The 22,932-nt window shown below is 53.4% G+C and carries 21 protein-coding genes; 12 read left to right on the forward strand and 9 right to left on the reverse strand.

The window, feature by feature from the left end; all coding sequences use genetic code 11:
- Nucleotides 1–130: 130 nt before the first annotated feature.
- The 4 genes from aor to E3E29_RS10715 all read left to right on the forward strand — a co-directional run bounded on the left by aor (nucleotide 131) and on the right by E3E29_RS10715 (nucleotide 4,142).
- Entirely contained in the window at nucleotides 131–1,945 is a 1,815-nt protein-coding gene (gene aor / locus E3E29_RS10700; protein WP_167910975.1) for an aldehyde ferredoxin oxidoreductase, read from the forward strand.
- A 71-nt stretch (nucleotides 1,946–2,016) separates the two neighbouring features.
- Nucleotides 2,017–2,265, forward strand: a complete 249-nt coding sequence (locus tag E3E29_RS10705) for a MoaD/ThiS family protein (RefSeq protein WP_167910976.1) — start codon at nucleotides 2,017–2,019, stop codon at nucleotides 2,263–2,265.
- Between the two features lie 82 nt (nucleotides 2,266–2,347).
- Nucleotides 2,348–3,418, forward strand: a complete 1,071-nt coding sequence (locus E3E29_RS10710; protein ID WP_206205899.1) for a tungsten cofactor oxidoreductase radical SAM maturase — start codon at nucleotides 2,348–2,350, stop codon at nucleotides 3,416–3,418.
- 46 nt (nucleotides 3,419–3,464) lie between these two features.
- Complete coding sequence (locus E3E29_RS10715; protein WP_167911012.1) at nucleotides 3,465–4,142, forward strand: HAD hydrolase-like protein; 678 nt, start codon at nucleotides 3,465–3,467, stop codon at nucleotides 4,140–4,142.
- On the opposite strand, the gene E3E29_RS10720 is transcribed toward E3E29_RS10715, so the two are convergent.
- The gene (locus tag E3E29_RS10720) at nucleotides 4,134–4,418 is read right to left on the reverse strand and encodes a hypothetical protein (protein ID WP_167910977.1); all 285 of its coding nucleotides are present in this window, start codon (nucleotides 4,416–4,418) and stop codon (nucleotides 4,134–4,136) included. The two genes, E3E29_RS10715 and E3E29_RS10720, sit on opposite strands and share 9 nt — an antisense overlap.
- A 108-nt stretch (nucleotides 4,419–4,526) precedes the next feature.
- Here E3E29_RS10720 and E3E29_RS10725 point away from each other — a divergent pair, with 108 nt between their 5' ends.
- Entirely contained in the window at nucleotides 4,527–6,146 is a 1,620-nt protein-coding gene (locus tag E3E29_RS10725; RefSeq protein ID WP_167910978.1) for an iron ABC transporter permease, read from the forward strand.
- The gene (locus E3E29_RS10730) at nucleotides 6,140–7,144 is read left to right on the forward strand and encodes an ABC transporter ATP-binding protein (RefSeq protein WP_167910979.1); all 1,005 of its coding nucleotides are present in this window, start codon (nucleotides 6,140–6,142) and stop codon (nucleotides 7,142–7,144) included. The genes E3E29_RS10725 and E3E29_RS10730 overlap by 7 nt, the downstream gene beginning before the upstream one ends.
- Here E3E29_RS10730 and E3E29_RS10735 read toward each other — a convergent pair.
- A complete protein-coding gene (locus E3E29_RS10735; protein WP_167910980.1) occupies nucleotides 7,134–8,255 on the reverse strand; it encodes a thiamine ABC transporter substrate binding subunit in 1,122 nt (373 codons plus the stop codon). The two genes, E3E29_RS10730 and E3E29_RS10735, sit on opposite strands and share 11 nt — an antisense overlap.
- A gap of 334 nt (nucleotides 8,256–8,589) precedes the next feature.
- On the opposite strand from E3E29_RS10735, the gene E3E29_RS10740 reads away from it, so the two are divergent.
- A complete protein-coding gene (locus E3E29_RS10740) occupies nucleotides 8,590–10,149 on the forward strand; it encodes a sodium-dependent transporter (RefSeq protein ID WP_167910981.1) in 1,560 nt (519 codons plus the stop codon).
- A 155-nt stretch (nucleotides 10,150–10,304) separates the two neighbouring features.
- A complete protein-coding gene (locus E3E29_RS10745) occupies nucleotides 10,305–11,039 on the forward strand; it encodes an alpha-glucosidase (protein ID WP_167910982.1) in 735 nt (244 codons plus the stop codon).
- On the opposite strand, the gene E3E29_RS10750 is transcribed toward E3E29_RS10745, so the two are convergent.
- The gene (locus E3E29_RS10750) at nucleotides 11,036–11,353 is read right to left on the reverse strand and encodes a P-II family nitrogen regulator (protein ID WP_167910983.1); all 318 of its coding nucleotides are present in this window, start codon (nucleotides 11,351–11,353) and stop codon (nucleotides 11,036–11,038) included. The genes E3E29_RS10745 and E3E29_RS10750 overlap by 4 nt on opposite strands.
- Before the next feature lie 61 nt (nucleotides 11,354–11,414).
- Complete coding sequence (locus tag E3E29_RS10755; protein WP_167910984.1) at nucleotides 11,415–13,472, reverse strand: 1,4-alpha-glucan branching protein; 2,058 nt, start codon at nucleotides 13,470–13,472, stop codon at nucleotides 11,415–11,417.
- Nucleotides 13,473–13,612: 140 nt separating this feature from the next.
- Between E3E29_RS10755 and E3E29_RS10760 the strand changes: the two genes are divergently transcribed.
- The 3 genes from E3E29_RS10760 to E3E29_RS10770 are packed head-to-tail and all read left to right on the forward strand — an operon-like array spanning nucleotide 13,613 to nucleotide 16,789.
- Nucleotides 13,613–13,867: a hypothetical protein gene (locus tag E3E29_RS10760; protein WP_167911013.1), complete on the forward strand. Its 255-nt coding sequence runs from the start codon at nucleotides 13,613–13,615 to the stop codon at nucleotides 13,865–13,867.
- Between the two features lie 60 nt (nucleotides 13,868–13,927).
- Nucleotides 13,928–15,886 (forward strand): ribosome rescue protein RqcH, encoded by a 1,959-nt coding sequence (rqcH, locus tag E3E29_RS10765; protein WP_167910985.1) that lies wholly within the window; start codon nucleotides 13,928–13,930, stop codon nucleotides 15,884–15,886.
- The gene (locus E3E29_RS10770) at nucleotides 15,887–16,789 is read left to right on the forward strand and encodes a pantoate kinase (RefSeq protein WP_167910986.1); all 903 of its coding nucleotides are present in this window, start codon (nucleotides 15,887–15,889) and stop codon (nucleotides 16,787–16,789) included.
- Here E3E29_RS10770 and E3E29_RS10775 read toward each other — a convergent pair.
- Nucleotides 16,786–17,091 carry a nucleotidyltransferase domain-containing protein gene (locus tag E3E29_RS10775; protein WP_167910987.1) on the reverse strand — a complete coding sequence of 102 codons (306 nt, stop codon included), beginning with the start codon at nucleotides 17,089–17,091 and terminating at the stop codon, nucleotides 16,786–16,788. The genes E3E29_RS10770 and E3E29_RS10775 overlap by 4 nt on opposite strands.
- Nucleotides 17,066–17,464 carry a HEPN domain-containing protein gene (locus E3E29_RS10780; RefSeq protein ID WP_167910988.1) on the reverse strand — a complete coding sequence of 133 codons (399 nt, stop codon included), beginning with the start codon at nucleotides 17,462–17,464 and terminating at the stop codon, nucleotides 17,066–17,068. The genes E3E29_RS10775 and E3E29_RS10780 overlap by 26 nt, the downstream gene beginning before the upstream one ends.
- A 90-nt stretch (nucleotides 17,465–17,554) precedes the next feature.
- On the opposite strand from E3E29_RS10780, the gene E3E29_RS10785 reads away from it, so the two are divergent.
- Entirely contained in the window at nucleotides 17,555–19,234 is a 1,680-nt protein-coding gene (locus tag E3E29_RS10785; RefSeq protein WP_167911014.1) for an ATP-dependent DNA ligase, read from the forward strand.
- Nucleotides 19,235–19,239: 5 nt separating this feature from the next.
- Here the strand turns inward: E3E29_RS10785 and E3E29_RS10790 are convergent, their stop codons facing one another.
- From E3E29_RS10790 to psmB, 3 genes are all read right to left on the reverse strand, one after another.
- Complete coding sequence (locus tag E3E29_RS10790) at nucleotides 19,240–19,989, reverse strand: hypothetical protein (protein WP_167910989.1); 750 nt, start codon at nucleotides 19,987–19,989, stop codon at nucleotides 19,240–19,242.
- A 124-nt stretch (nucleotides 19,990–20,113) separates the two neighbouring features.
- Nucleotides 20,114–22,060 (reverse strand): beta-CASP ribonuclease aCPSF1, encoded by a 1,947-nt coding sequence (locus E3E29_RS10795; RefSeq protein ID WP_167911015.1) that lies wholly within the window; start codon nucleotides 22,058–22,060, stop codon nucleotides 20,114–20,116.
- A 10-nt stretch (nucleotides 22,061–22,070) separates the two neighbouring features.
- Nucleotides 22,071–22,691: an archaeal proteasome endopeptidase complex subunit beta gene (gene psmB, locus E3E29_RS10800; RefSeq protein ID WP_167910990.1), complete on the reverse strand. Its 621-nt coding sequence runs from the start codon at nucleotides 22,689–22,691 to the stop codon at nucleotides 22,071–22,073.
- Between the last annotated feature and the right edge of the window lie 241 nt (nucleotides 22,692–22,932).

A 22,932-nucleotide genomic window follows, 5' to 3' on the forward strand; every position in this document is an offset into this window, starting at 1 on the left:
TCCTCGTTTAAAACTTGTCCCGCATTTTTTTGGATAATAAATCTGTTTAACATTCCGGGTGTATGTCCCTTGTTGTGTTTTCATAAACTTTTATATACTCAAATGTACTTACATGTCCTGAGGTGTTTTTATGTACGGCAACTGGGGAAGATTTCTGCGCGTGAACCTCTCCACTGGGGAGGTGAAGGTTGAGGAGTACGGCGAAGAACTGGCCAAAAAGTGGCTTGGGAGCAGGGGCCTGGCGATATACCTTCTCCTGAAAGAGATGGATCCGAAAGCAGACCCGCTTGGGCCTGAGAACAAGCTCATTCTAACCCCCGGCCCACTCAGTGGTACAAGCGCTCCCACGGGCGGCAGGTACAACGTCGTGACAAAGAGTCCACAGACGGGCTTTATAACCATGGCTAACTCAGGTGGTTACTTCGGTGCCGAGCTTAAGTTTGCCGGTTACGATGCCATCGTTGTAGAAGGACAGGCGGAAAAGCCCGTCTACATCTACATCAAGGACGACCACGTTGAAATACGTGATGCATCTCACCTCTGGGGCAAAATCGTTAGCGAGACTGAGGAAACCATAAAAAAGGAGATTGGTAGCAAGAAGCTCCACATAGCGAGCATTGGGCCCGCTGGTGAGAACCTCGTCAAGTTCTCCGCGATTATGAACGATGGCCACCGCGCTGCTGCTAGAGCTGGTGTTGGTGCGGTGATGGGAAGCAAGAAGCTCAAGGCCATAGCTGTTGAGGGGAGCAAGAGGGTTCCGATAGCGGATAAGCAGAAGTTCATGCTCGTTGTCAGGGAGAAGATCAACAAGCTGAGGAACGACCCGGTAGCTGGCGGCGGCCTTCCCAAGTACGGTACCGCCGTTTTGGTCAACATCATCAACGAGAACGGTCTCTACCCAACAAGGAACTTCCAAACCGGAGTTTATGAACACGCCTACGAGCACAGTGGAGAAGCTATGACAGCCAAGTACCTTATCAGGAACCAGCCGTGCTACGCCTGTCCAATAGGCTGTGGAAGGGTGAACAAGCTTCCGACAGTTGGTATTACTGAGGGACCTGAATATGAGACCATCTACGCATTTGGATCCGACTTGGGTATAAATGACCTTGCGAGCATAATCGAGGCGAACCACCAGTGTGACGAGTTCGGTCTCGACACCATATCAACCGGTGGAACTCTCGCTGCCGCGATGGAGCTCTATGAGAAGGGCTACCTCACTGATGAAGAGCTTGGAGACGCTCCGCCCTTCAGGTGGGGCAACACAGAGGTTCTCCACTACTACATCGAGAAGATAGCCTACAGGAAGGGTCTCGGCGACAAGCTGGCAGAGGGAAGCTATCGCTTCGCCGAGATGTACGGTCATCCTGAGTACTCAATGAGCGTCAAGAAGCTTGAACTCCCGGCCTACGACCCGCGTGGGGCAGAGGGACACGGCCTCGGTTACGCCACCAACAACCGCGGTGGATGCCACATTAAGAACTATATGATAAGTCCAGAGATCCTCGGCTACCCGTACAAGATGGACCCGCATGACATAAGCGACGACAAGGTGAAGATGCTTCTCCTCTTCCAGGACCTCACAGCGGTGATCGACTCCGCCGGCCTCTGTGTCTTCACGACCTTTGGTCTCGGCGCCGATGACTACCGCGACATGCTGAACGCTGCCCTCGGATGGGACTTCTCCACCGAGGACTACCTCAAGATTGGAGAGAGGATATGGAACGCCGAGAGGCTCTTCAACCTCAAGGCCGGCCTCGACCCGAAGGAGGACACGCTACCCAAGAGGTTCCTTGAGGAGCCGATGCCTGAGGGACCGAACAAGGGATACACCGTCCGCCTGAAGGAGATGCTTCCACGCTACTACGCCCTCCGCGGCTGGACGGAGGACGGAAGGGTTCCGAAGGAGAAGGCGGAAGAGCTCGGCATCGCCGAGTTCCTCTGATTTTGTTTCCCATTTTTGTCCAGCAACTCTTTTATGCCACTATGTGGAGAACCCAGTTTAAGGTGATTTACGTGCTGGTCAAGCTGTTCGCCACTCTCATCGAATTTACCGGGAAGAGGAAGCTCGAGATAAGCGGCCCGAGGACAGTGAGAGAGCTCCTCGACGAGCTTGAAAAGACCTTCCCCGGGTTCAAAAAAGAGCTTGAGCAGGGCTACATAATCCTCGTCAACGGGAAGAACATCGAGCATCTTCAGGGCCTTGACACACCCCTGAATGAAGACGGTACGGTGAGTATATTCCCACCAGCAGGGGGCGGTTGAAGTGGCGATAAAGTTCATCCCGAACAAGGAGTACACATTCACCCTCTGGGATGGCAAAGTTATAGTGAAGCCGAAGCTCGATATGAAGTATCTCTACATTGAGACCACCAGCAGATGCAATCTTCACTGCGAGATGTGCTTCAAGCAGTACTGGGATGACACAGAGGGGGACATGGACTGGGACCTTTTCCTCAAGATACTCGACGACGCTGAGGAGTTCCCTGAGCTAAGGATGGTTTACTTCGGTGGCATTGGAGAGCCAACGGTTCACCCGCGCTTCATGGACATGGTGAAGGAGGTTAAGAGGCGCGGCTTTGCCCTCGGGATAAGCACCAACGGGACACTGCTTACGGATGAAATGATGAGGGAGTTTGCAAAGCTTGGGGTCGAGTTGATTTATTTCTCCATGGACACCGTCCCAACCGTTCAGAATGCTATAACACTTGGCCACATAGCCGCTGCCGTAACCGCAGACAAAATACGGAAGCTTGTCAAGTACCGCGAGGAGTACGGGACTCACAGGCCGAGCGTGGGCGTTGAGGTGGTTGTTACAAAGGAGAACTACAAGCAGCTTCCAGATATGGCGAGGTTTTTGCTCAACATGAAGGTCGACGCAATGCTCGTCTCAAACCTGCTCCCCCTGACCCCCGAACAGGTCGATGACATAGTCTACGACGGAAGCGTCGACATGACCCCTATCCTCGACGAACTCTACAAGATTGCCAACGAAGGGATTTACATAAAGCTCCCCAACTTCGAGCTCAGAACCGAGAGACAGTGCGACTTCGACGAGAACAACGTTGCAGTGGTCAGATGGGACGGGGAAGTTGCCCCCTGCTACCGCTTCCTCCACAGTTACAAAGAGTACATCTTCGGGAGGGAGAAGAAGGTCAACGCCTACTCCTTCGGCAACGTGAGGGAGCAAAGCTTGGCCGACATCTGGACGAGCGAGAAGTACACATGGTTCCGCTTCACGATGAAGAACTACATGTATCCCTCGTGCACGGACTGCCCCCTTAGGGATGCCTGCGACTTCGTGAAGACGAGCGACATCGACTGCTGGGGCAACGAGCCAAGCTGCGCCGACTGCCTCTGGTCGAGGAGAATAGTCCAGTGTCCAATTCCACAGTACATGTTCGGGAAGTTCTTCTGAGGGCTAAGCTTTTAACCCCTCCCTCCTTCTTTCTCCGGGTGTGAGAATGATAGTGGCCTTTGATTTCGACGGGACGCTCGCCGATACTTACTCATGCATAGGAGAGGCCTTCAAACGGACGCTTGAGCGGAGGTGCCGCTGGCTTCCTGGGAAGGGGCTCTGGGCAAAGCTCCTCACGAAGATCGAACTCCAGTTCGAAAGACCTACCTTTGGAAGACACAAAAGGAAAAGTAAACCGCCATTCTTTCTCAGAACGAAGTTTTTTGAGAAGTGGTTTGAGGAGAGGGCAAAGCTAACGAAGCCGATAGATGACTCCCCGGAGCTCCTTAAAAAACTCAAAGAGCATGGACACATCGTAATCTCCTTCTCGGCCGAGGACTTCATAGACGGTATGAAGGCCAGAAGGCTGAAGGAGATGGGAATCTACGACCTCTTCGACGACGTCATCGTCTTCGGAAGGGAACTCACCATAGATGAGGCTTTCCGGCTGGTTCGCGAGAAGTACGGGGATGAAGTATTCATCTGGGTCGATGACAAGCCTTGGCGCTTCATAGGCCACGGGGATGAAAACACCGAGTACGTCTGGTACTACTTCCCGTTCACGGCCAAGTTCGTGGAAAAGAACCGCGAGAGGCTCACCCTTCTCCCGCACCTACACGTAATAAGGGATCTCTGGAGCATCTTTGACGTGATAGAGAGGGTAAAAACGGAGCGCTCATCCTGAGTCGGCGTTCGTGTACTCCACAGTGTCCTCAACGAACTCGTCGAAGGTCTCCCTGTCAGTCTCTTCGAGCTCGAAGGTGAACTCCCGCCCCAGCGACCACCTTATTGCCACGTGTCCACCGTCAGCCTCAGCTACAATGAGCCCGAAGGGCAAATCCCCCGCCCAGTGATGTTTTGAGAAGTTTATCTTGAATCCCCTCTTCTCCAGCTCTTCCAGGATCTTCTCGTACGTCTTTCCGGGACCGTGAGGGCTTCTGACTTTACCGATATAATACATCGTTACTCACCGGTGTCCAGTTTTCCACATAGACTTAAAACCTTTTCGGTTCCCCTAATAAGTTTAGCGGGGACAACGTTTTAAGGGGGAGTCCTTCAATGCCCCCCGATGAAGACGAGAAAACTCTTACCGCTGTTGCTCCTTCCGTCGGTAGCTTTCCTCATCGTCTTCTTTTATTATCCCGTAGTTCTGATTCTAAAGGACGGGCTGTCCCTTGGGGCCCTCCGCGGCGTCCTATTCAACGCTTACTACCGTCACGTGATATCCTTCACCGTAGAGCAGGCCATCGCATCGACCCTTCTGACGCTCCTTTTAGGTCTCCCTGGGGCTTACATCTTTGCCAAGTACGATTTTCCGGGGAAGCGCTTCGTCAAGGCCCTCCTAACTGTTCCGTTCGTCATGCCCAGCATAATGGTCGCCCTTGGATTCATACTGCTCTTCGGCCAGGACGGACTGGTAACCAACCTCCTGGGCAGGGATCCGGGAATACTCTACTCGTGGAAGGGCATAATCCTGGCCCACGCATTCTACAACTTTCCGGTCGTCGTCAGGATGGTCTCCTCGCTCTGGCAACGCATCAACCCCCACTACGAAGAAGCTGCGATGAGTCTCGGCGCGAGGGGCTTCACTCTCTTCCGGAAGGTTACCCTCCCCATGCTCTACCCCGGAATCCTTGCATCGGCCATGCTGACCTTCATATTCTCCTTCCTCAGCTTCTCAATCCCCCTCATAATCGGCGGATACCGCTACGGGACGATTGAAGTGGCAATCTTTACTGAGATAATGACCCTCCTCGACTTCAGAACCGGCTCGGCCCTTGCGGTGATTCAGCTTTCGATGAGCTTCATCTTTATGTACCTCTACCTCAAAAGCCTGGAGCTCTACTCCCGCGCTGAGGAGCAGCGGATTTTCCAAAAACCGCTCAGACTTTCCCCCCGTGACCTCCTGGGAGTTAAGGGGATTGCGATGCTCGCTTACTCCTTTTTAGTTGCCCTCTTCATAGTGGCCCCGCTCTTTGCAGTCCTGTACGATTCGCTCACCTACGGCGGTCACTTCACCCTTCAATGGTACGAGCACCTTATCGACTCGCGCTACAACCCACTCTTCGCCTCGGACAGCCTCCACGCGGTTGGTTACACCTTCCTCTTCGGTTTCTCGACCGTGTTTTTAAGTCTCCTCGTTTCCCTTCCCCTGGCGTATGCACTCGGGAGGTGGCGTTTCCCAGGAAAGAGGATTTTTGACGCCCTTGTTATGCTCCCCCTCGGCTCCTCCGCCATTGTCATAGGCCTGGGCTACATAAAGGCGTTCCATACTGGCCCCCTCCGGCTCCTTGGCAGTCCCTACCTCATAGTTTTTGCACATACAATAATAGCTTATCCCTTCGTCCTCAGAGCGGTTTCCGCGGCCCTCGGCAAGATAAAGCCCAGCCTCCGCGAGGCGGCGATGAGCCTTGGGGCGGGGGATTTGAGGGCCTTCCTAACGGTTGAGCTACCCCTAGCCGCTGGGGGTCTCCTAGTCGGTGCAATATTTGCCTTCGCGATGAGCCTTGCCGAGCTTGGGGCGACCTACATGATATACATACCGAAGTACACAACAGTTACCATCGCGATATACAGCTACCTTGGAGCTAGGCAGTTCGGCCCCGCGTCGGCGATGGCCGTGGTTCTTATGCTGGTTAGTCTGGCTGGATTTCTCATCATAGAGAGAACGGGTGAGGAAGTATGGTGAGCGTAACCCTGCGCGGAATAAATCTCTCAAGGGAAGGCTTCACACTCAGTATTCCAGAACTTGAGGTGAAGGACGGTGAGCTTCTTACCCTGCTCGGGCCGAGCGGCTGCGGGAAGACCACAACGCTGAGAATCATAGCTGGGTTTGAGAAGGTAGAGGGGGACGTATTCTTCGGTAATGAAGATGTCAGTGAAAAGGAACCCTACGAGAGGAACATCGGGATAGTCTTCCAGGACTATGCACTCTTCCCCCATATGACGGTTTTCGACAACATCGCCTTCGGGCTGAGGCTGAGACACCTTCCCCAACCAGAAATCGAGAAGCAAGTTAGAGAGGCGCTTGAACTCGTGGGTTTGAGTGGCTTTGAAAAGCGTTACCCGGAGCAGCTCTCAGGGGGACAGCAGCAGAGGGTTGCGCTGGCTAGGGCACTGGTTATTGAACCGAGCGTTCTCCTTCTGGATGAGCCCCTTAGCAATCTTGATGCTAAGATAAGGGAGAGGCTTAGGGGTGAGATAAGGAGGATACAGCGCGAGACCGGGACAACGACGATATATGTCACCCACGACCAGGAGGAGGCTATGGCCATAAGTGACAGGATAGGCGTGATGAAGGACGGGAGGATACTTCAGGTCGGGGAACCTCTGGAGCTCTACTATCATCCGGATAACGAGTTCGTGGCTAAGTTCCTCGGAACGGCCAACATCCTTGAGCTGGAAGCGAAGGGGGGGAAGGCATGCCTTGGAAGCCTCTGCTTTGATGCTCCCTCCGAAGGTAGGGTAAAGGTGTTCTTCAGGCCAGAGAGCGTCCTCCTCACTGAGGGCACCAGCGCGGAGGTGCTGAACTGGGAGCTCCTCCCGGGGAGGATGAGGTTGCTCCTAGAAATCGAGGGAAGAACCATCACAGCGGAGAGGCCACTTCCTGAGCTTCCGTTCAGTCCGAGAAAAGTTCCAAAAAAGATAGGGATAAATGTGGTAGGCTACTCTATACTCAGCCAGTGATGTTCATGACTTCCTCCGGGCTCTTGCCCTGCACCATTAGTGCAACCCACTGCTTGAGCCAGGTTTGGTATTTGCTGGCTATTTCAGAGGGCTTAAGGGTAACTGGGTTCTCCACTTTGGCCGCGTACTTGTATGCCTCCGGGAGCTTTGCGTTGGGGTTGACCGGGTACATCCACTGATGAGTTGGCACCTCATTCTGGAAGTCCGGTGTGAGGAGCCATTCGATGAACTTCTTGGCTAGCTCCGGATGTTTAGCCCCTTTGACTATACCCGCTCCCTCTATCTGAATGTACGCGGTTCCGTTCAGAAGGATGGCGCCTATGTTGGGTTCGCTGTTGTTGGCGTAGTAAGAAGCATACGCTGGGTCTGTGGCGTAGCTCACGAAGAGCATACCCTTACTTTTGTCCCACATCTCCCATCCCGCGTCCCAGCTGTCCACTATCCTAACGTCGTTTTCCTTGAGTTTCTCCCAGTAGTAGGGCCATCTGTCCCCGTACATCTTTATTGTCCATAGTAGGAACGCCATCCCTGTGGAGCTGGTCCTGGGGTCCTCAACTATGAGCTTGCCCTTCCACTCCGGCTTCGTGAGGTCTTCAAACGTCTTCGGTGGGTTGCTGATCTCGTTCTTCTTGTATACTATGGCTATCGCACCATAATCGTACGGTGTGAGGTGGAAAGTTGGGTCGAAGTCTTTCACAATCCATTTTGGAATAACATCCGCGTTCTCTGGCTTGTACGGCTCAAGGATTCCAGCATCGAGGGCCTTCTGGAGATAGCTGTTGTCTATGCCCACTACAACGTCCGCCTGCGGGTTGTCCTTCTCGAGGATGAGCCTGTTGAGAACCTCCCCAGCGTCTCCCATTGTCACCAGCTGGACCTTAACCCCGTACTTCTTCTCGAACTTGGGTATCGTGGCTTTTGCTACACTGGCAAAGCTCGTGTATGAATAGACCACGAGGGTCTGTGTCCCCGTTGTACTCGATGTGCCGGAGTTTGATGTGTTGGTTTTCAATGTATTCGAGTTTAATGTGCTGGAGTTTGATCCCGAACCCAAGCATCCTGCCGCCACAACCAGCAGGATGAGCACGGATATGGCCAGGATTTTCTTCATACATCTCCCCCCAACAACAAAGTTTTCAATTTTCAGTAGCGGCTATTAAAAATTCCTTAATAAACTTACCGGTGCGGTTCGATGGCCGTCTCTCCATGGTTCTTGTTCCTACTCAGCTAGTGATTACTCAGTCCCTATTAGTGAAGAGCGTCCAATTGACACCGTTTCGAATAAAATTTGATTTAGTAATTCCATTATCCAAATTCTCTGGGCATAACTCGCCGTTTCTCCGAAAGGATTTTAAAGTAGTTGGTCGTAGATACCAGTGCACATGTTTGAACTGAGGGGCACCTTTAGTCATCTTGGTGCCATACTAAATCGGGGGTGAATAAAGTTGGAGCAAAGGGATCAATGGGCAAGTAAAATTGGATTGATTCTGGCAATGGCCGGAAACGCAGTCGGCCTTGGTAACTTCGTCCGATTCCCAACGCAGGTCGCCCAGAACGGTGGCGGCGCCTTCATGGTGCCGTACTTCATAGCACTGTTCTTCCTTGGTATTCCAGTGATGTGGGTCGAGTGGGTCGCCGGTCGCTATGGTGGGAAGTATGGTCACGGTACACTCGGTCCAACGTACTACCTGATGTCCAGGGAGAGCGTCAAGCCGAGAACCGCCCTGTGGTTCGGTGTCTTTGCAGGAATGCTGGCGTTTGCACTGACGGTTCTCCTGAACAGCTACTACTTGCACCTCATCGGATGGTCGGCGGCATACACGTACTTCAGCGCCGCGGGCTCATATTTTGGGCACAACAGCGGTACGTTCTTCAACAACTACCTGAGCAACCACGGTGAAGTGTTCCTGTTCTGGGGTATCACAGTGGTCCTACTAGCTATAGCAGTTGGTCAGGGTGTCAGTAAGGGTATCGAGCGCTGGGTCAAGGTAATGATGCCGCTCCTCTACATCTTCGCCATCCTTATGGTGGGCTACGTCTTCGTCCTTGGCTCACCGATCGACCCCAACTGGAGCACCATAGACGGCTTTAAGTTCATCTGGACTCCGAACTGGAGCTACCTAGGTGCCCACCTATGGAGCGTCATGCTCGCGGCAACGGGGCAGATATTCTTCACGCTCTCGCTCGGTATGGGTATCATCCAGAACTACGCCAGCTACCTAGGTCCGAAGGATGATGTTGCCCTCAGCGGTCTCGCAACCGTTTCACTCAACGAGTTCGCTGAGGTCATCCTTGGAGGTTCACTGGCCATACCCATTGCTACTGCCTACGCTCCTAATATTGTCCCGGCCGATGTACTTGCGAAGGGTAAGAGCGCCGCACTTGCATGGATCGGTCACAACTTCGGACTCGGTTTCTCGTACACGAGTCTGCCAAACGCCTTCGTTAGTATGGGGGGCATCGCCGGCAGGACCTTTGGTGCACTCTGGTTCCTCCTGCTCTGGTTCGCGGGATTCACATCCGCAATAGCCATGTACAACTACCTCGTGGCCCTTCTTGAAGAAGACCTCCACATCAAGAGATCGATGGGAACCTGGGTTGTCTTGGTACTATACTTCATCATGGGACTGCCAGTTATATACATCAGCGGCTACATGAACCAGCTTGACTCGTGGGTTAGCTTCCAGCTCACGCTGCTGGCCCTCGTTGACATCATAGTTGCAGTGTACCTCTTCAAGCCCGACAACTTCTGGAAGGAGCTCCACGAAGGTTCTTGGATGACGGTTCCGGGATGGTACAAGCCGATTATCCTTTACATCGCGCCAATACTCCTCCTCCTACCACTGATTGGAACCTTCAAGAGCTTCGTTACTGGAAGGATAGGAGTCGCACCGTGGACTGCGATAATAACAATGTTCATCATTGGTGCAATCGAGAGCTACTATGCCATCAAGAAGAAGTACGGCGAAGAGCTGGAGAAGAACGAGGTAATCATCAAGGTCTGAGGTGATGACGATGGGAAGCTGGGTAGTCTACATGTTGATCGCATGGGCCATCATCCTCTGGTTGGTCTACTGGAGCATCACAAAGCTCATGAAGTCGGAGAAGGAATCGCAAGGGTCTTAAGCCCCCTCTTCTTTTATATTTTGGAGGTGTTCTCGTGAAGAGTAAGGAAGTTCTTCTTGAGACAGCCGAGGTTCTGGAGTCAGCTCTGGATAGAATCGATAGACTAAAGGTCCTCTCTCAGAAGGAGAAAGAAACCGTCAAAAGAAGAATAGGAAATGCGGCTTCGAACTTTAGGAAGGTGGCAGAAGAGGCAGAGAAGGAAAACGAGGAGCTCGCCGAGTTCTTCTTCAAGAAGGCGAAGGAGTTCAAACTGAACAGCACCGATAAGAGAATCGAGGAGATGGGAAAGCGGAAGTACATAAAGCTGGCGGGCAGGATAGAGCTCTACTCCCTCTCCGCGGAGTACGACTTTAAGCCGGAGAAGATCAAAGAGCTCAAAAAGGAGTACAGGAAGTATCTGTTCGGGATGACGTCGTTCTTCGTCCTGACAGGGGTCTATCTAAACCAGTTTCTGGCGATAACTGCCCTGATCCTGGCGATACCCATAATCCTCTCAATGCTCTCCCTTCAGCGGAGGGGGTACCTGGGCCTTCTCCTCGCGTATTCAGCCATTCCGATACCTGTGATAGTAGGGGCTATGGCGCTGAGCTACGGGATGAGAAGCCTAAACGACCCCGCGAAGATAGCGAAAATAGCCCAGAATCTCAGCAAGAGCACGGCCTTCGCGAAGGGTTACCTTATCGTCCTAATACTGCTGGCGGCCGTCGAGCTCTACCTGGTGCTGAGTTCCTCAGTGGGCCTCTACAGGCACAGACACGCTTTCCTTTAGCGGAGGGCTTCTTCTCCCCTCTCCCCTGTCCTTATTCTCACGGCGTTGTAAACCGGTAGGATGAATATCTTTCCATCGCCGGGGATACCTCTCTTCGCGTGTCTCACGATGGTTTCGATGACACTCTCAACGTCCTTGTCAGGGACAACTATCTCAATCTTCATCTTCGGCAGGAGATCGTAGGGTGGAATTCCGCCCTGAACGCCCCTCCCTCGAACTGGGTGGGCCGTTAGAGAAACGTAGCCAGCGCTCTTTAGTGCTTTCTTAATTGTCTCAAAATCCTCTGGCCGGAGGACTGCCTCAATCATTTTCATATGGGATCACCAAACAGGTAGTTGAAAAAAAGTTGCTAAAAAGGTTTTGAAAAGAAAAGGTTCACTTAATCTGTGCAATGAACTTTCTGAGTATCTTTGGCGATATGCCAGCCTTTTTGGCAACTTCATCAGGGTTTGCCTTCTTCAGGTCTTCGATGCTGGTGATCCCTGCTGTCTGGAGCTTTTTGAGGGTCTTGGGACCGATACCCTTAATGGAGAGTAGGTCGGAAGATTCCTCTGCTAGGGTCGTCTTGCCTGCTTTGGCCTGTTTTGAGGCACTTGCATTTTTGGTTGGCTTCTTTGACTTTGAGGGCTTTCTTTTCTGTTTCTTTGAAGCTTCAACGGTCTTCTTTTTCTTTCTCTCCCTGGGTTCCTCCCTGGCGGGCTTGGCCTTCTTCACTATCATAGCCACGGAAGTTGCCTTCTCCGTGAGAACTTTGGGCTCCGCTTTGCTATCCTCTCTCTTCTCTGGCAGAACCTTCGGAGGCTCAACGTACTCCTCAAGCTCTGGCGGATTCTCGCTAACGTACGGTTCAACGAGGACGGGTCTGAATGGATTGTCGCGCTCTTCCAACTCTTCGAGGAGCTTAACGTCGAACTTGCGGGTCTTGAGGTATTTTACCAGCTCGTTGGCCAACCTGTGGAAGTCCCTGCTGTGGGTTAAGACCCTTCTCTTGGCATACTCCTTTGCCTGCCCCGTCGTTATGAGGAACTGCCAGTCGCTCGCCTCAAGTATTAGAAGCTCCCTCGCCAGCTGCTCTATCGCCCTGCTGGTTAGCTCATCCCCTCCATGGAAGCGGCTCGCTATCGCCACCATCCTGTCCTCTGCGCGGTAGATGTGTGGCCATGTCCACTCGGTTTCCTCGTTCCACCATGTCGAGTGGTCTGCGTTAGCTCCCCATGAACCCTCTGGGAGCTTTATCTCGTGCTTCTCTCCTGAGTAGTCCTCGAGGAACCTCGAAAGCGTCGGCGTCGCTACCCCCCTCTGGTAGAGCAGCTCAAGGACCCTGCCAAGCCACTTCACACCCTCAAACCACCAGTGGCCGAAGAGCTCTGTGTCGTATGGGGACACGATGATGCCTTTCTCGCCGAACTTTGCCTCATGCTCCCTCAGCAGTCTCTCAACGAGCGAGGCGAAGTGCCTGGCGTGCTCCTCCACGCGCTCCATAGCCACCTCTGGGTCGTAGAACTCCTTCTCGCCTATGTCAGCATCCTTGCTCGTTATCCTCCAGTACTGGCCGCCGCTCTCCGGTGCTTTCTTGTGGAACTCACGGTAGTAGAAGTCACCGGGGTAACCGTAGTGTGCGCTCCAGACCTGGTGGCCCGTCTCCCTGTTGCGGGCGAAGACTACCACGCTGGAACCTTTTATCCAGTAGGGCCTCAGGGTCGTTTTTTCAGTATCAGCCAGGAGAACCTCTCCGTAGACCTTGCTAGCCGGCCCCTCGTCGATAAGTCTGCTCTCGACGAAGAAGTACTTCAGTCCGAACTCTTCCAAAAAGCGCTCTATTCCCCCCCTCTTTACCTTTCTCCCGCCCGGAAGCTCCCACTCGCCGGTGGCCCTGTATGCACACTCCGGGAGCCATATCCCTCTAGGTTTTCTTCCGAAGTGCTTCTCGTAGGTTGCAACGCCGTTCGCTATCTGCGCCCTTATTGCCTCGTCCCTTCCAAGGAGCGGAAGGTAGCCGTGGGTGGCCGCCGAGGTGATAATCTCGATGTATCCCTGGTCCTGAAGCTCCCTGAGCTTTCCGATTATATCCCCGTTTATCGCCTTCCAGTAGTCGTGGACTTTCCTGAAGTAGTTCAGCATGTATGAGACGGCCTTCTCGTCGTACTTCCCCGACTTCAGGTCTTCTCCCATCGCCTTCAGCTTTCTCTCCATGTACTCCTCGAATCCCCGTTTCATGTACTCGTCCGTTAGCTGCTCCGCCAGAACAGGGGTCATGTTTATCACTATGCCGAACCTTACCCCTGAGTCCCTGAGCCTCTCGAACTCCATGAGTAGCGGGATGTATGTCTCGCTTATGGCTTCGAAGACCCATTCCTCCCCGAAGGGCCACTTTCCGTGCTTCCTTACGTAGGGAATGTGCGTGTGAAGAACGAAAGTGAGGTATCCTTTCATAGTATCACCAGGAGTGGTTACACATTTGAGTATTTAACGTTAGCGTGTCCTCACCTGAGCCTTAGCATGAAAATGTGCATCCATGCCCAGAGGGAAAGGTTAATTTAACCTAACGCCCTTGAGTACTACTGGTGGTTTCAATGGAGTCGATAAAGAAAGAGGTCGGAAGCGGGTTGCTGATGGGGATTATAGGTATACTCCTGCTCGGTGCCATAGTAACTGTCCTCGGAATGCCTCTTAGCGCCATGACCAAGCTCGGAAAAATCCTGTTCGATATAGGCGTTGCCGGTATTGCTTGGATCTTCCTGGACGAGACCTTCGAGGGCGAAGGTTCCGACATTTACAGGGCCGCCCTCGCTATAGCCGCCGCGATAGTTGTGGCTTTTGCGTGGTGATTTTCACCCGATGGAGACAAGCTCTTTAAACCTCCCCTCCAACTCTTTTTAGGTGGGAGAATGAAGGAAGGGATGAGTTCCGTTGACATACGTTACATAGTCAGGGAGCTCCAGTGGCTCGTTGGCTCTCGAGTTGATAAAGTCTATCATGACGGCAACGAGATAAGATTCAAGTTGAGGACTAAAGAGGGAAGGGCCGACCTCATTCTGGAGGCTGGGAAGAGGCTCCACATTACGAGCTACATCAAGGAGGCGCCGAAACAGCCCTCAAGCTTCACGATGCTTCTAAGGAAACACCTTGGCGGGGGCTTCATAGACGCCATCGAGCAGCATCAGTTCGACAGGATAGTCAAAATCCGGATTGGGGATTACACCCTCATCGGCGAGCTCTTTAGGAGGGGAAACGTAATCCTCGTCGATTCCGAAAGCAAAATTGTCGCTGCTCTCCGCTACGAGGAGTACAAGGACAGGAGGATAATGCCGAAGGCAGACTACCGGTATCCACCGGCCAGAGAGAACCCTCTGGAGGTAACATCAGAGCGCTTTCTGGAGCTGATGCGCGAGGAAGAAGGCCTTGAGCTCGTCCGCACCCTTGCCAGGAAGCTCAACATGGGTGGCATGTACGCCGAAGAAATCTCAATCCGCGCCGGCTTCGAGAAGACTACGCCCGTGAGGGAGCTCAGCGATGATGACCTGATGAAGGTTTACGATGCAATGATGAGAACATTCAACGACGAGCCGAAGCCCAACATAGTCTTCAAAGATGGGGCGATGCACGACGTCGTCCCGATAGAGCTGAAGATATACGAGGGGCTTGAGAAGAAGTATTTCAACACCTTCAGTGAGGCTCTCGACGAGTATTTTGGAAAGATAACCATCGAAAAGGCCCGGTTCGAGCAGACAAAGAGACTGGAGGGTAAGAAGAGACAGCTTCTCATGACGCTCAAAAAGCAGGAGGAGATGCTGAGGGGCTTCAAGGAGGGAGCAAAGGCCAACCAGGAGATAGGCGACCTCATCTACGCCAACTTCTCACTCGTGGAGCGCCTTCTGGAGGAGTTTAGAAAAGCTACCGAAACGCTCGGCTGGGACGAGTTCAAGGAACGTATAGAAAAGGGCAAGAAGGCAGGAACCAAAGCGGCGCTCATGGTTAGGGGAACCGACCCTAAGGAGAAGACGGTAACGATAGAACTCGATGGCAAGAAGGTGAAGCTCTACCTAAACAGGAGCATAGGCGAGAACGCCGAACTCTACTACGAGAAGGCCAAGAAGTTCCGCCACAAGTATGAAGGAGCCCTAAAGGCCTATGAGGACACTAAGAGGAAGCTCATCGAGGTGGAGAAGCTCATCGAGGAGGAGATAAAGAAGGAGCTCAACGTCAAGCGCATCGAGCGGAGAAAGAAGAAGTGGTTCGAGAAGTTCCGTTGGTTCATCTCGAGCGAGGGCTTCCTAGTTCTGGCCGGGAAGGACGCCAGTACGAACGAGATGCTCATTAAGAGGCACATGGACGAGAACGACCTCTACTGTCACGCCGACGTTTACGGGGCACCGCACGTCGTCATCAAAGATGGGGGGAAAGCGGGGGAGAAGACCATCCTCGAGGCCTGCCAGTTCGCGGTTTCCATGAGCAAGGCCTGGAGCAGGGGCGTTTACAGTGAGGACGCCTACTGGGCCTACCCCAACCAGGTCACCAAGCAGACGCCGAGCGGCGAATACCTCGGTAAGGGTGCCTTCATGGTGTACGGAAAGCGCAACTGGATGCATGGACTTCCACTCAAGCTCGCGGTGGGGGTGGTGAACTACGAAGGGGAGGACTATGTCCTCTGCGCCCCGGTGGACGCTATAAAGGCTCACACGGACAGGTACATTGTAATAAGGCCCGGCTCGATGAGGAAGGGTGAGCTGGTGAAGAGAATAAAAGTCCTGTTCAAAAAGTGGGGCTACGAGCTAAGGGAAGAGGACCTAAACGCTATCCTTCCACCTGGAAGGGGGGAGGTGGTGGAAGTTGTGGGAGGTGAGTGAATGCTGGTCAGGGCCTTCGTTCCAGCGCACATAACGGCGTTCTTCATTCCGGTCTTCCACGGTGAGCCCCTTAAAGCGGGCTCCCTCGGCGCGGGGATAAACCTCTCAAAGGGCACCACTGTCTTCGCGAGCATTGAAACTGGAACGCTTGGGAGGCACATACACGCTGCTTTCAACGGGGAGCCCGTGAAGAGAGAAGGTGCCGAGATAACATACTACGTCGCTGAAAAGCTTGTTCCGCAGGACTTCATTGGAGAGGTTGAAATCTGGCAGTACTTCGACTTTCCGAACGGCTACGGCTTCGGAAACAGCGCCGGCGGTGCCCTCGGAACTGCGTTAGCTTTGAGCTACGCCTTTGGAGGGACCTGGCTCAAGGCCGCTCAGCTCGCCCACGAGGCCGAGGTGAAATACAGAGGTGGCCTCGGCGATGTGATAGGCCAGCTCGCTGGGGGAATCGAGATGAGGATAAAGCCAGGCGCCCCTGGCGTGGGCGTTACCGATAACCTCTTCTTTGAGGACTACAAAGTCTTGGTTGTTCCACTCGGTAGACTCTCCACGAAGGAAGTCTTAGATAGCGATGTGGTGAGTGCCATCGAAGTTGAGGGGAGAAACGCCCTCGATGCCCTCCTCGGAGACCCCAGGCCGGAGAGGATGATGGTTCTGGCCAGGGACTTCGCTGAAAAGACGGGCCTCCTGTCGGGGGAACTCCTTGAGATGGCAAGGGAGCTTGATAAAGTCCTGGAGAACCCGAGCTCAATGATAATGCTCGGGAAGGGCCTCTTCACCATCGTCCGCGGAGATGAAGTTGAGAAGGCAAAGGATCTGCTGGCCGACATAGGGCTGCCCTACGACGTTGCGGAGATACACCAAGAGAAGCCCAAGGTCGGGCGGTGGGTTGGTTAGTACACCCTGATGCCCTCACTGAAAATCGCCTTGTGGAAAGAGCTTTCCTTCCATTTTTCAAACTGCCCGGGCAGTTCCACTATGACATTGAGGAGGACACCGTATTTCAGCAGGACTTCGAAAACATCGTCCATAACCCCATCAAGGGTGAGCTCACCGACTATTAGGATATCAATATCGCTTTCCTCGTCGTAGTTCCCCCTGACGTAAGAGCCGAACAGATAGATTCCATCGATTCTATTGTAGAATTTATCCTTCAAGCGTTGGAGGAACTCATCAACCGCCGCCTTTCTTGGATTCATGTTCAATCACCTCTCGGAGCTTCTCAACGAACCTCTCTGCGTCCTCAGGAACGGCCTCCGCTTCCTCCCGACTGGGAGCGTAGAGGACGTTGTAATCCGCTAGTGTTCGCATCTGGAAAGCTTTTGTCAAGATTTTGCCATATTCATCTTCAACTGTGCCCTTTAGCACTGCTTCCTTCCCGAACAGTGAAACAACGCCCGAATGTTTGCGCGGTGAGAGGCCCTTAATGAGCAGAAAAGCCCTTGCGGCATGGAATACCGCGTAATACGCCCTGCTTATGGTGTCCCTGTATTTACCATAATCAAAAAGTATGAACGCTGATGAGAGTTCCTCCTCTGCAACTTCGAGTTCTCGGAGTATCTCCTCCATCATCGATGATATCTTAGTTTCCCCATATTTAAACCTCCCGCTACCCTTTTATCCCCCTTTGCCGTATCTTATCCGGTGGTGAGAATGAGTGACATGCGCTACTCCGAATTGGCCGACCTCTATCGCAGGCTTGAAAAGACCACACTCAAAACGCTCAAGACGAAGTTCGTCGCCGAGTTCCTGAAGAAGACCCCCGATGAACTCCTCGAGATAATCCCATATCTGATCCTTGGAAAGGTCTTTCCTGACTGGGACGAGAGGGAACTGGGGGTTGGCGAAAAACTCCTCATAAAAGCTGTCTCCATTGCAACCGGAGTCCAAGACAAGGAGATTGAGGATTCGGTTAGGGACACTGGAGACCTCGGTGAGAGCGTGGCCCTCGCCATAAAGAAAAAGAAGCAGAAGAGCTTTTTCTCCCAGCCCCTCACGATAAAGCGCGTTTATGACACCTTCGTTAAGATTGCCGAGGCGAGCGGGGAGGGGAGCCAGGACAGGAAGATGAAGTACTTAGCCAACCTCTTCATGGACGCTCAACCTGAGGAGGGGAAGTACATGGCGAGAACCGTCCTGGGGACGATGAGAACGGGCGTTGCCGAGGGCATACTGAGGGACGCGATGGGAGAGGCGTTCAGGGTAAAGCCGGAGCTCGTTGAGAGGGCCTACATGCTGACCAGCGACTTCGGCTACGTCGCCAAGGTGGCGAAGCTCCAGGGGGACGAGGGTCTCTCCAAAGTGGAAATCCAGGTAGGGAAGCCAATAAGGCCGATGCTGGCACAGAACGCTGCCAGCGTGGAGGACGCACTCAAGGAGATGGGCGGCAAGGCTGCCTTCGAGATAAAGTACGACGGTGCCCGCGTTCAGGTGCACAAGAACGGCGACAGGGTGGTCATCTATTCCCGCAGGCTTGAGAACGTCACAAAATCAATCCCGGAGGTTGTTAAGGCGATAAAGGAGGCCCTCAAGCCGGAGAAGGCCATAGTGGAGGGCGAACTCGTGGCCATCGAAGACGGTGGAAGGCCGAGACCGTTTCAGTACGTCCTGAGGCGCTTCAGGAGAAAGTACAACATAGACGAGATGATTGAGAAGATTCCCCTGGAACTCAACCTCTTCGATGTTATGTTCGTCGATGGTGAGAGTCTCATAGAAACGGAGTTCGTGGACAGGCGAAAGAAGCTTGAGGAGATAGTAAAGGAAAGCGAGAGGATAAAGCTCGCCGTGCAGCTTGTAACCGACGATGCAGGTGAAGCTGAGAAGTTCTACAAGCGCGCCCTAGAACTCGGACACGAGGGTGTCATGGCGAAGCGGCTGGACTCAATATACGAGCCAGGAAACCGCGGGAAGAAGTGGCTCAAGGTTAAGCCTACGATGGAAGACCTAGACCTTGTAATAATCGGTGCGGAGTGGGGCGAGGGCAGGAGAGCGCACGTCCTTGGCTCCTTCCTTGTTGCCGCCTTCGACCAGCACAGTGGCGAGTTCGTCCCCGTCGGAAAAGTCGGCAGCGGTTTCACGGATGAAGATTTGGTGGAGTTCACGGAGATGCTCAAACCTCTCATCGTCAGGGAGGAAGGCAAATACGTTGAGATAGAGCCCAAAGTGGTGATAGAGGTTACCTACCAGGAGATACAGAAGAGCCCGAAGTATAGGAGCGGTTTTGCACTGAGGTTCCCGCGCTACGTTGCTTTAAGGGAGGACAAGAGCCCGGAGGAGGCCGACACCCTCGAGAGGATAGTGGAACTCTACGAACTCCAAGAGAGGTTCAAGGCGAAGAGATGAAAAAATCAGGGAAGGGAATCCCCGGTAATTCCCATATCCTCCCAGAACTGTTGTGCTTCCCTCTTTTTCTCTTCTATTCTCTCCATTGCCATTTTGTATGGTCTCCTGAAAGCCCAGTCAACGCTGTTGTACGTGTAGATGACGCCTGCAGTTGAGATGAGGACTGTTAAGAGCGTGACGAGGTCGCTTCTGAGGGCAAGGAGAACGAAAACCGGGGCGTCATAAAGAGCGTGGAGGATAGAAGCTTTCAGGTAACCCTCAAGCGCGAACCCCCTGAGGGCACCCCAAAGTGCTATTGCCGTGAAAGAAACATGGAACATGATGACGATTACCCTGAGGATTATGCCTAGGATGTTGCCCGCCAGGAGGAGGAATATCGAGTACAGAACCGCTTCCACGATGGCAAAGGAGAGGGCGACTTTGATGGATAACCTCCACCGGCGGAGGACATCCCCCTTCCATACAAAGTAGGGAAGGAGCTTTGACCCCTCCTCTGTGAAACCCACTATGAGAGGGAACACGAAGGCTAGGAGAATCGGGGAATTTCTAAACCCATAAAAGGCACCGAGCTCAATGATTATCGAGAGAGCCAGGGCGATAATGGTGTACCCTGCCACGGCCCCACCCTCGGCGGGGGGCATAACCCTGTCCACTTTTTTAAGCCAGGAATCGGCTTTGAAGTATAGCTTTATCCCGACGATGACAACAACCAGAACGTACGTAACAAGTGCAAGCGCCCCAAGAACTCCAGCCACTTCGTATCACCGATGTTTTTATGGACTAATACTTTTTAAAGTTTTCCAAGCGTACTCCTAAATAGTAGAAGAGGACCAAAGGGGCACAAGACATGAAGGATTGTAGAAAAAGGGGGCAGAACCCTCACTTGAGCCTTATGGCGTCGAGGTTGCTCGGGGCCCTTGTGGAGAGGTTGAACTTCTTGTGTACGCTTGAAGCGAGGTCAAGGCACTTGTGAGCCTCACCGTGGACGGTGATTATCCTCTCCGGCCTTGGCCTGAGCCTTGCGACGTAACTTATCAGCTCCCTTCTGTCCGCGTGGCCGGAGAAACCGTCTATGGTGTGTATCTGCATGTTGACGTTGACGACCTCCGTCTTGCCATCCTCTCCAACGAGCGGTATTTCGCGGAGACCGCGCTGCACCTGCCTTCCGAGGGTTCCCTCGGCCTGGTAGCTGACGAATATCATGCTGTTCTTTGGATCCGAGGCGAGCTGCTTGAAGTACTCCACGCTCGGTCCGCCGACGAGCATACCCGACGTTGCTATGATTATTGCCGGCTCTCCTGAGTCTATGATGTCCTGCCTCTCCTTGCTGTTGGCGACGCTCTTGAACACGGGGTTCAGGAAGGGGTTGTAGCCCTCGTGGAATATCTGCTCCCTCAGCCTCTTACTCAGGTACTCCGGATAGGCCGTGTGGATGGCGGTGGCCTCCCATATCATTCCGTCGAGGTATATCGGGACTTCGAGGCCTCCGACGCGGGCGTACTCTTCGAGAACCATCATTATCTCCTGGGCCCTTCCAACGGCCATCGCTGGGATGAGAACCTTCCCACCGCGCTTTATCGTGTCGTGAATGACCTCTATGAGCCTCTTCTCGGCTTCGTCGCGCGGCATCTGGTAGTCGTTGCTGGCTCCGTAGGTCGACTCCATTATGAGGGTCTCAACGCGCGGGAAGCGCGAGACTGCTGGTTCAAGGAGCCTCGTCGGAATGAACTTGAAGTCGCCGGTGACCGCTATGTTGTGAAGGCCGTTTCCAATGTGGAGGTGAACTATGGCCGAGCCCAGTATATGGCCAGCGTTGTGGAGGGTGAGCCTTATGTCCGGTGCTATGTCCCTGACCTCGCCGTAGTCGAGCGGAATGGTGTGCTTCACGACCTCCTTGATGTCCCTCGGCCTGTAAAGCGGTTCAACGCCGTTCATGTGCTGGATTTCAATGAAGTCCTGCTGGAGGAGGGTCATGAGATCCCTTGTCGGTGGAGTCGTGTAGATCGGCCCATCGAAGAGCTTGTAGCGGAAGAGGTACGGGAGCATACCGCTGTGGTCTAGGTGAGCGTGGGTGATGATTATGGCATCGAGGAGGCCCTCATCGAGGACGTAGCGGAACTCCGGGGCCTCAAAATGCGGGAAGGCTTTGGTGGGGTCTTTGAGGGCGGCCACGTTGACACCAAAATCCACCAGAACGTAGCTCTCATCCGTCTGGACCAGGAGGGCGCTCCTGCCGACCTCGCGGAACCCCCCAAGGCCAGTGACCCTTATCCATCTGCTCTTGTACTCCGGCTTGCGGTAGATGTTCCTGCCGACCTGGCGGAGGAACTTTCTCCTGTCCTTCGCCTCGGCCTGGAGGATCTGCCTTATCGAATAGATGGTCTGGCTCTGGATCGGCGGGGTTCTCACGGCCCTTGGGGCCCAGTGAACCCGTTGCGTTATCTCCCTGAGGGTCTCGCCGTTCTTTCCTATGACGAGACCGGGTTTTCTGGCCTCTATTATGACCTCCCCGACAGAAGGGTCGAAGCTTATATTCGTTATCTCCGCCTCCGGCGGCACTATTTGCATTATCATCTCCTCCGCCTTCTCCGGCGGAAGGAGTATTTCTGGGTCAGGGCGAACGCTTATGCGCTTCTTCAGAACCTTGGCGAGGTTCTTTATCAGGTCCCCATCGCGCATTATCTCCTCGGGGTTTTTGACGTATATGACGAGCTCTGGCCCTTCGAACTCCACCTCCGTGACCCTAGCCTCTCTGGGCACCATCTGGCTTATCACTGCCCTAATATCCTTGAGAATGTCATCGACAAAAGTTTCCCTTCTGATCAAAGCCATCACCTCACTCCAGAAGAGCTTTTACCTTCTCCCTGTCAAGCTCTTTGTAACCTTCCTCCGTGATAGTAACAACCGTTATGCCCTCTCCAGTATAAACATCGCGCTTTATGGCAGCGTTAACTGCCCTCGCGGCGAGCTTCATTCCCTCTTCAAGGTTCATACCCTTTGAGAAACCGTTTTCAAGTATGGCCAGGGCGAACTCCATTCCAGAACCGGCCGCCACGAAAAGCTCCTCGGTAATTCCCCCGGCGGCGTCGACGGAGTACAGGCCTGGCTTCAAGTCGTAGCCCCCTATTATGAACCATGCGAAGTACGGTGCGTATCTGCTCCCGTGGAGGATGTTCGAGACGAGGTTGGCCAGTGCCCTTACTGACATCACCTTGCCCACTTCCGCCCGGTAGAGCTTTGCTTCGGCCTTCAGAAGCCTCGCAAAGCTGAGTATGTCCCCGACGAGCCCCGCTCCGGCCATGGCTAAGTGATCGTCTATCTGGAATATCTTGGTGACTTCCTTTGATGTGATCATGTTGCCTAGGGTCGCCCTTCTGTCTGCCGCCAGTACAACGCCTTCTCTACAAACTACACCAACGGTTGTGGTGCCTTTTGCGCCGTTTGCGTTTCCGCTCAACTGTAACACCCCTTGTAGTCTGTATAGAACAGAGAAAACCTGACAATGCCCCGTTGTTCAAAGGGTATTTAAAGGTTTCGCAGATTTCCGTTGGAGCCCTTTGAGATAATCCTTGGAAAATGACACACGATTGTCTTCATCCGTTGAGGACGCTGGAATGGTAAAAAAATGAGTGCTGAAACTTTGCAAGCAAAGTTTCATCAAAAGACACCCTCCTCGTGAGAACACCGAGCACTAACCG

This window comes from Thermococcus sp. Bubb.Bath (assembly GCF_012027595.1).
GTDB lineage: Archaea > Methanobacteriota_B > Thermococci > Thermococcales > Thermococcaceae > Thermococcus.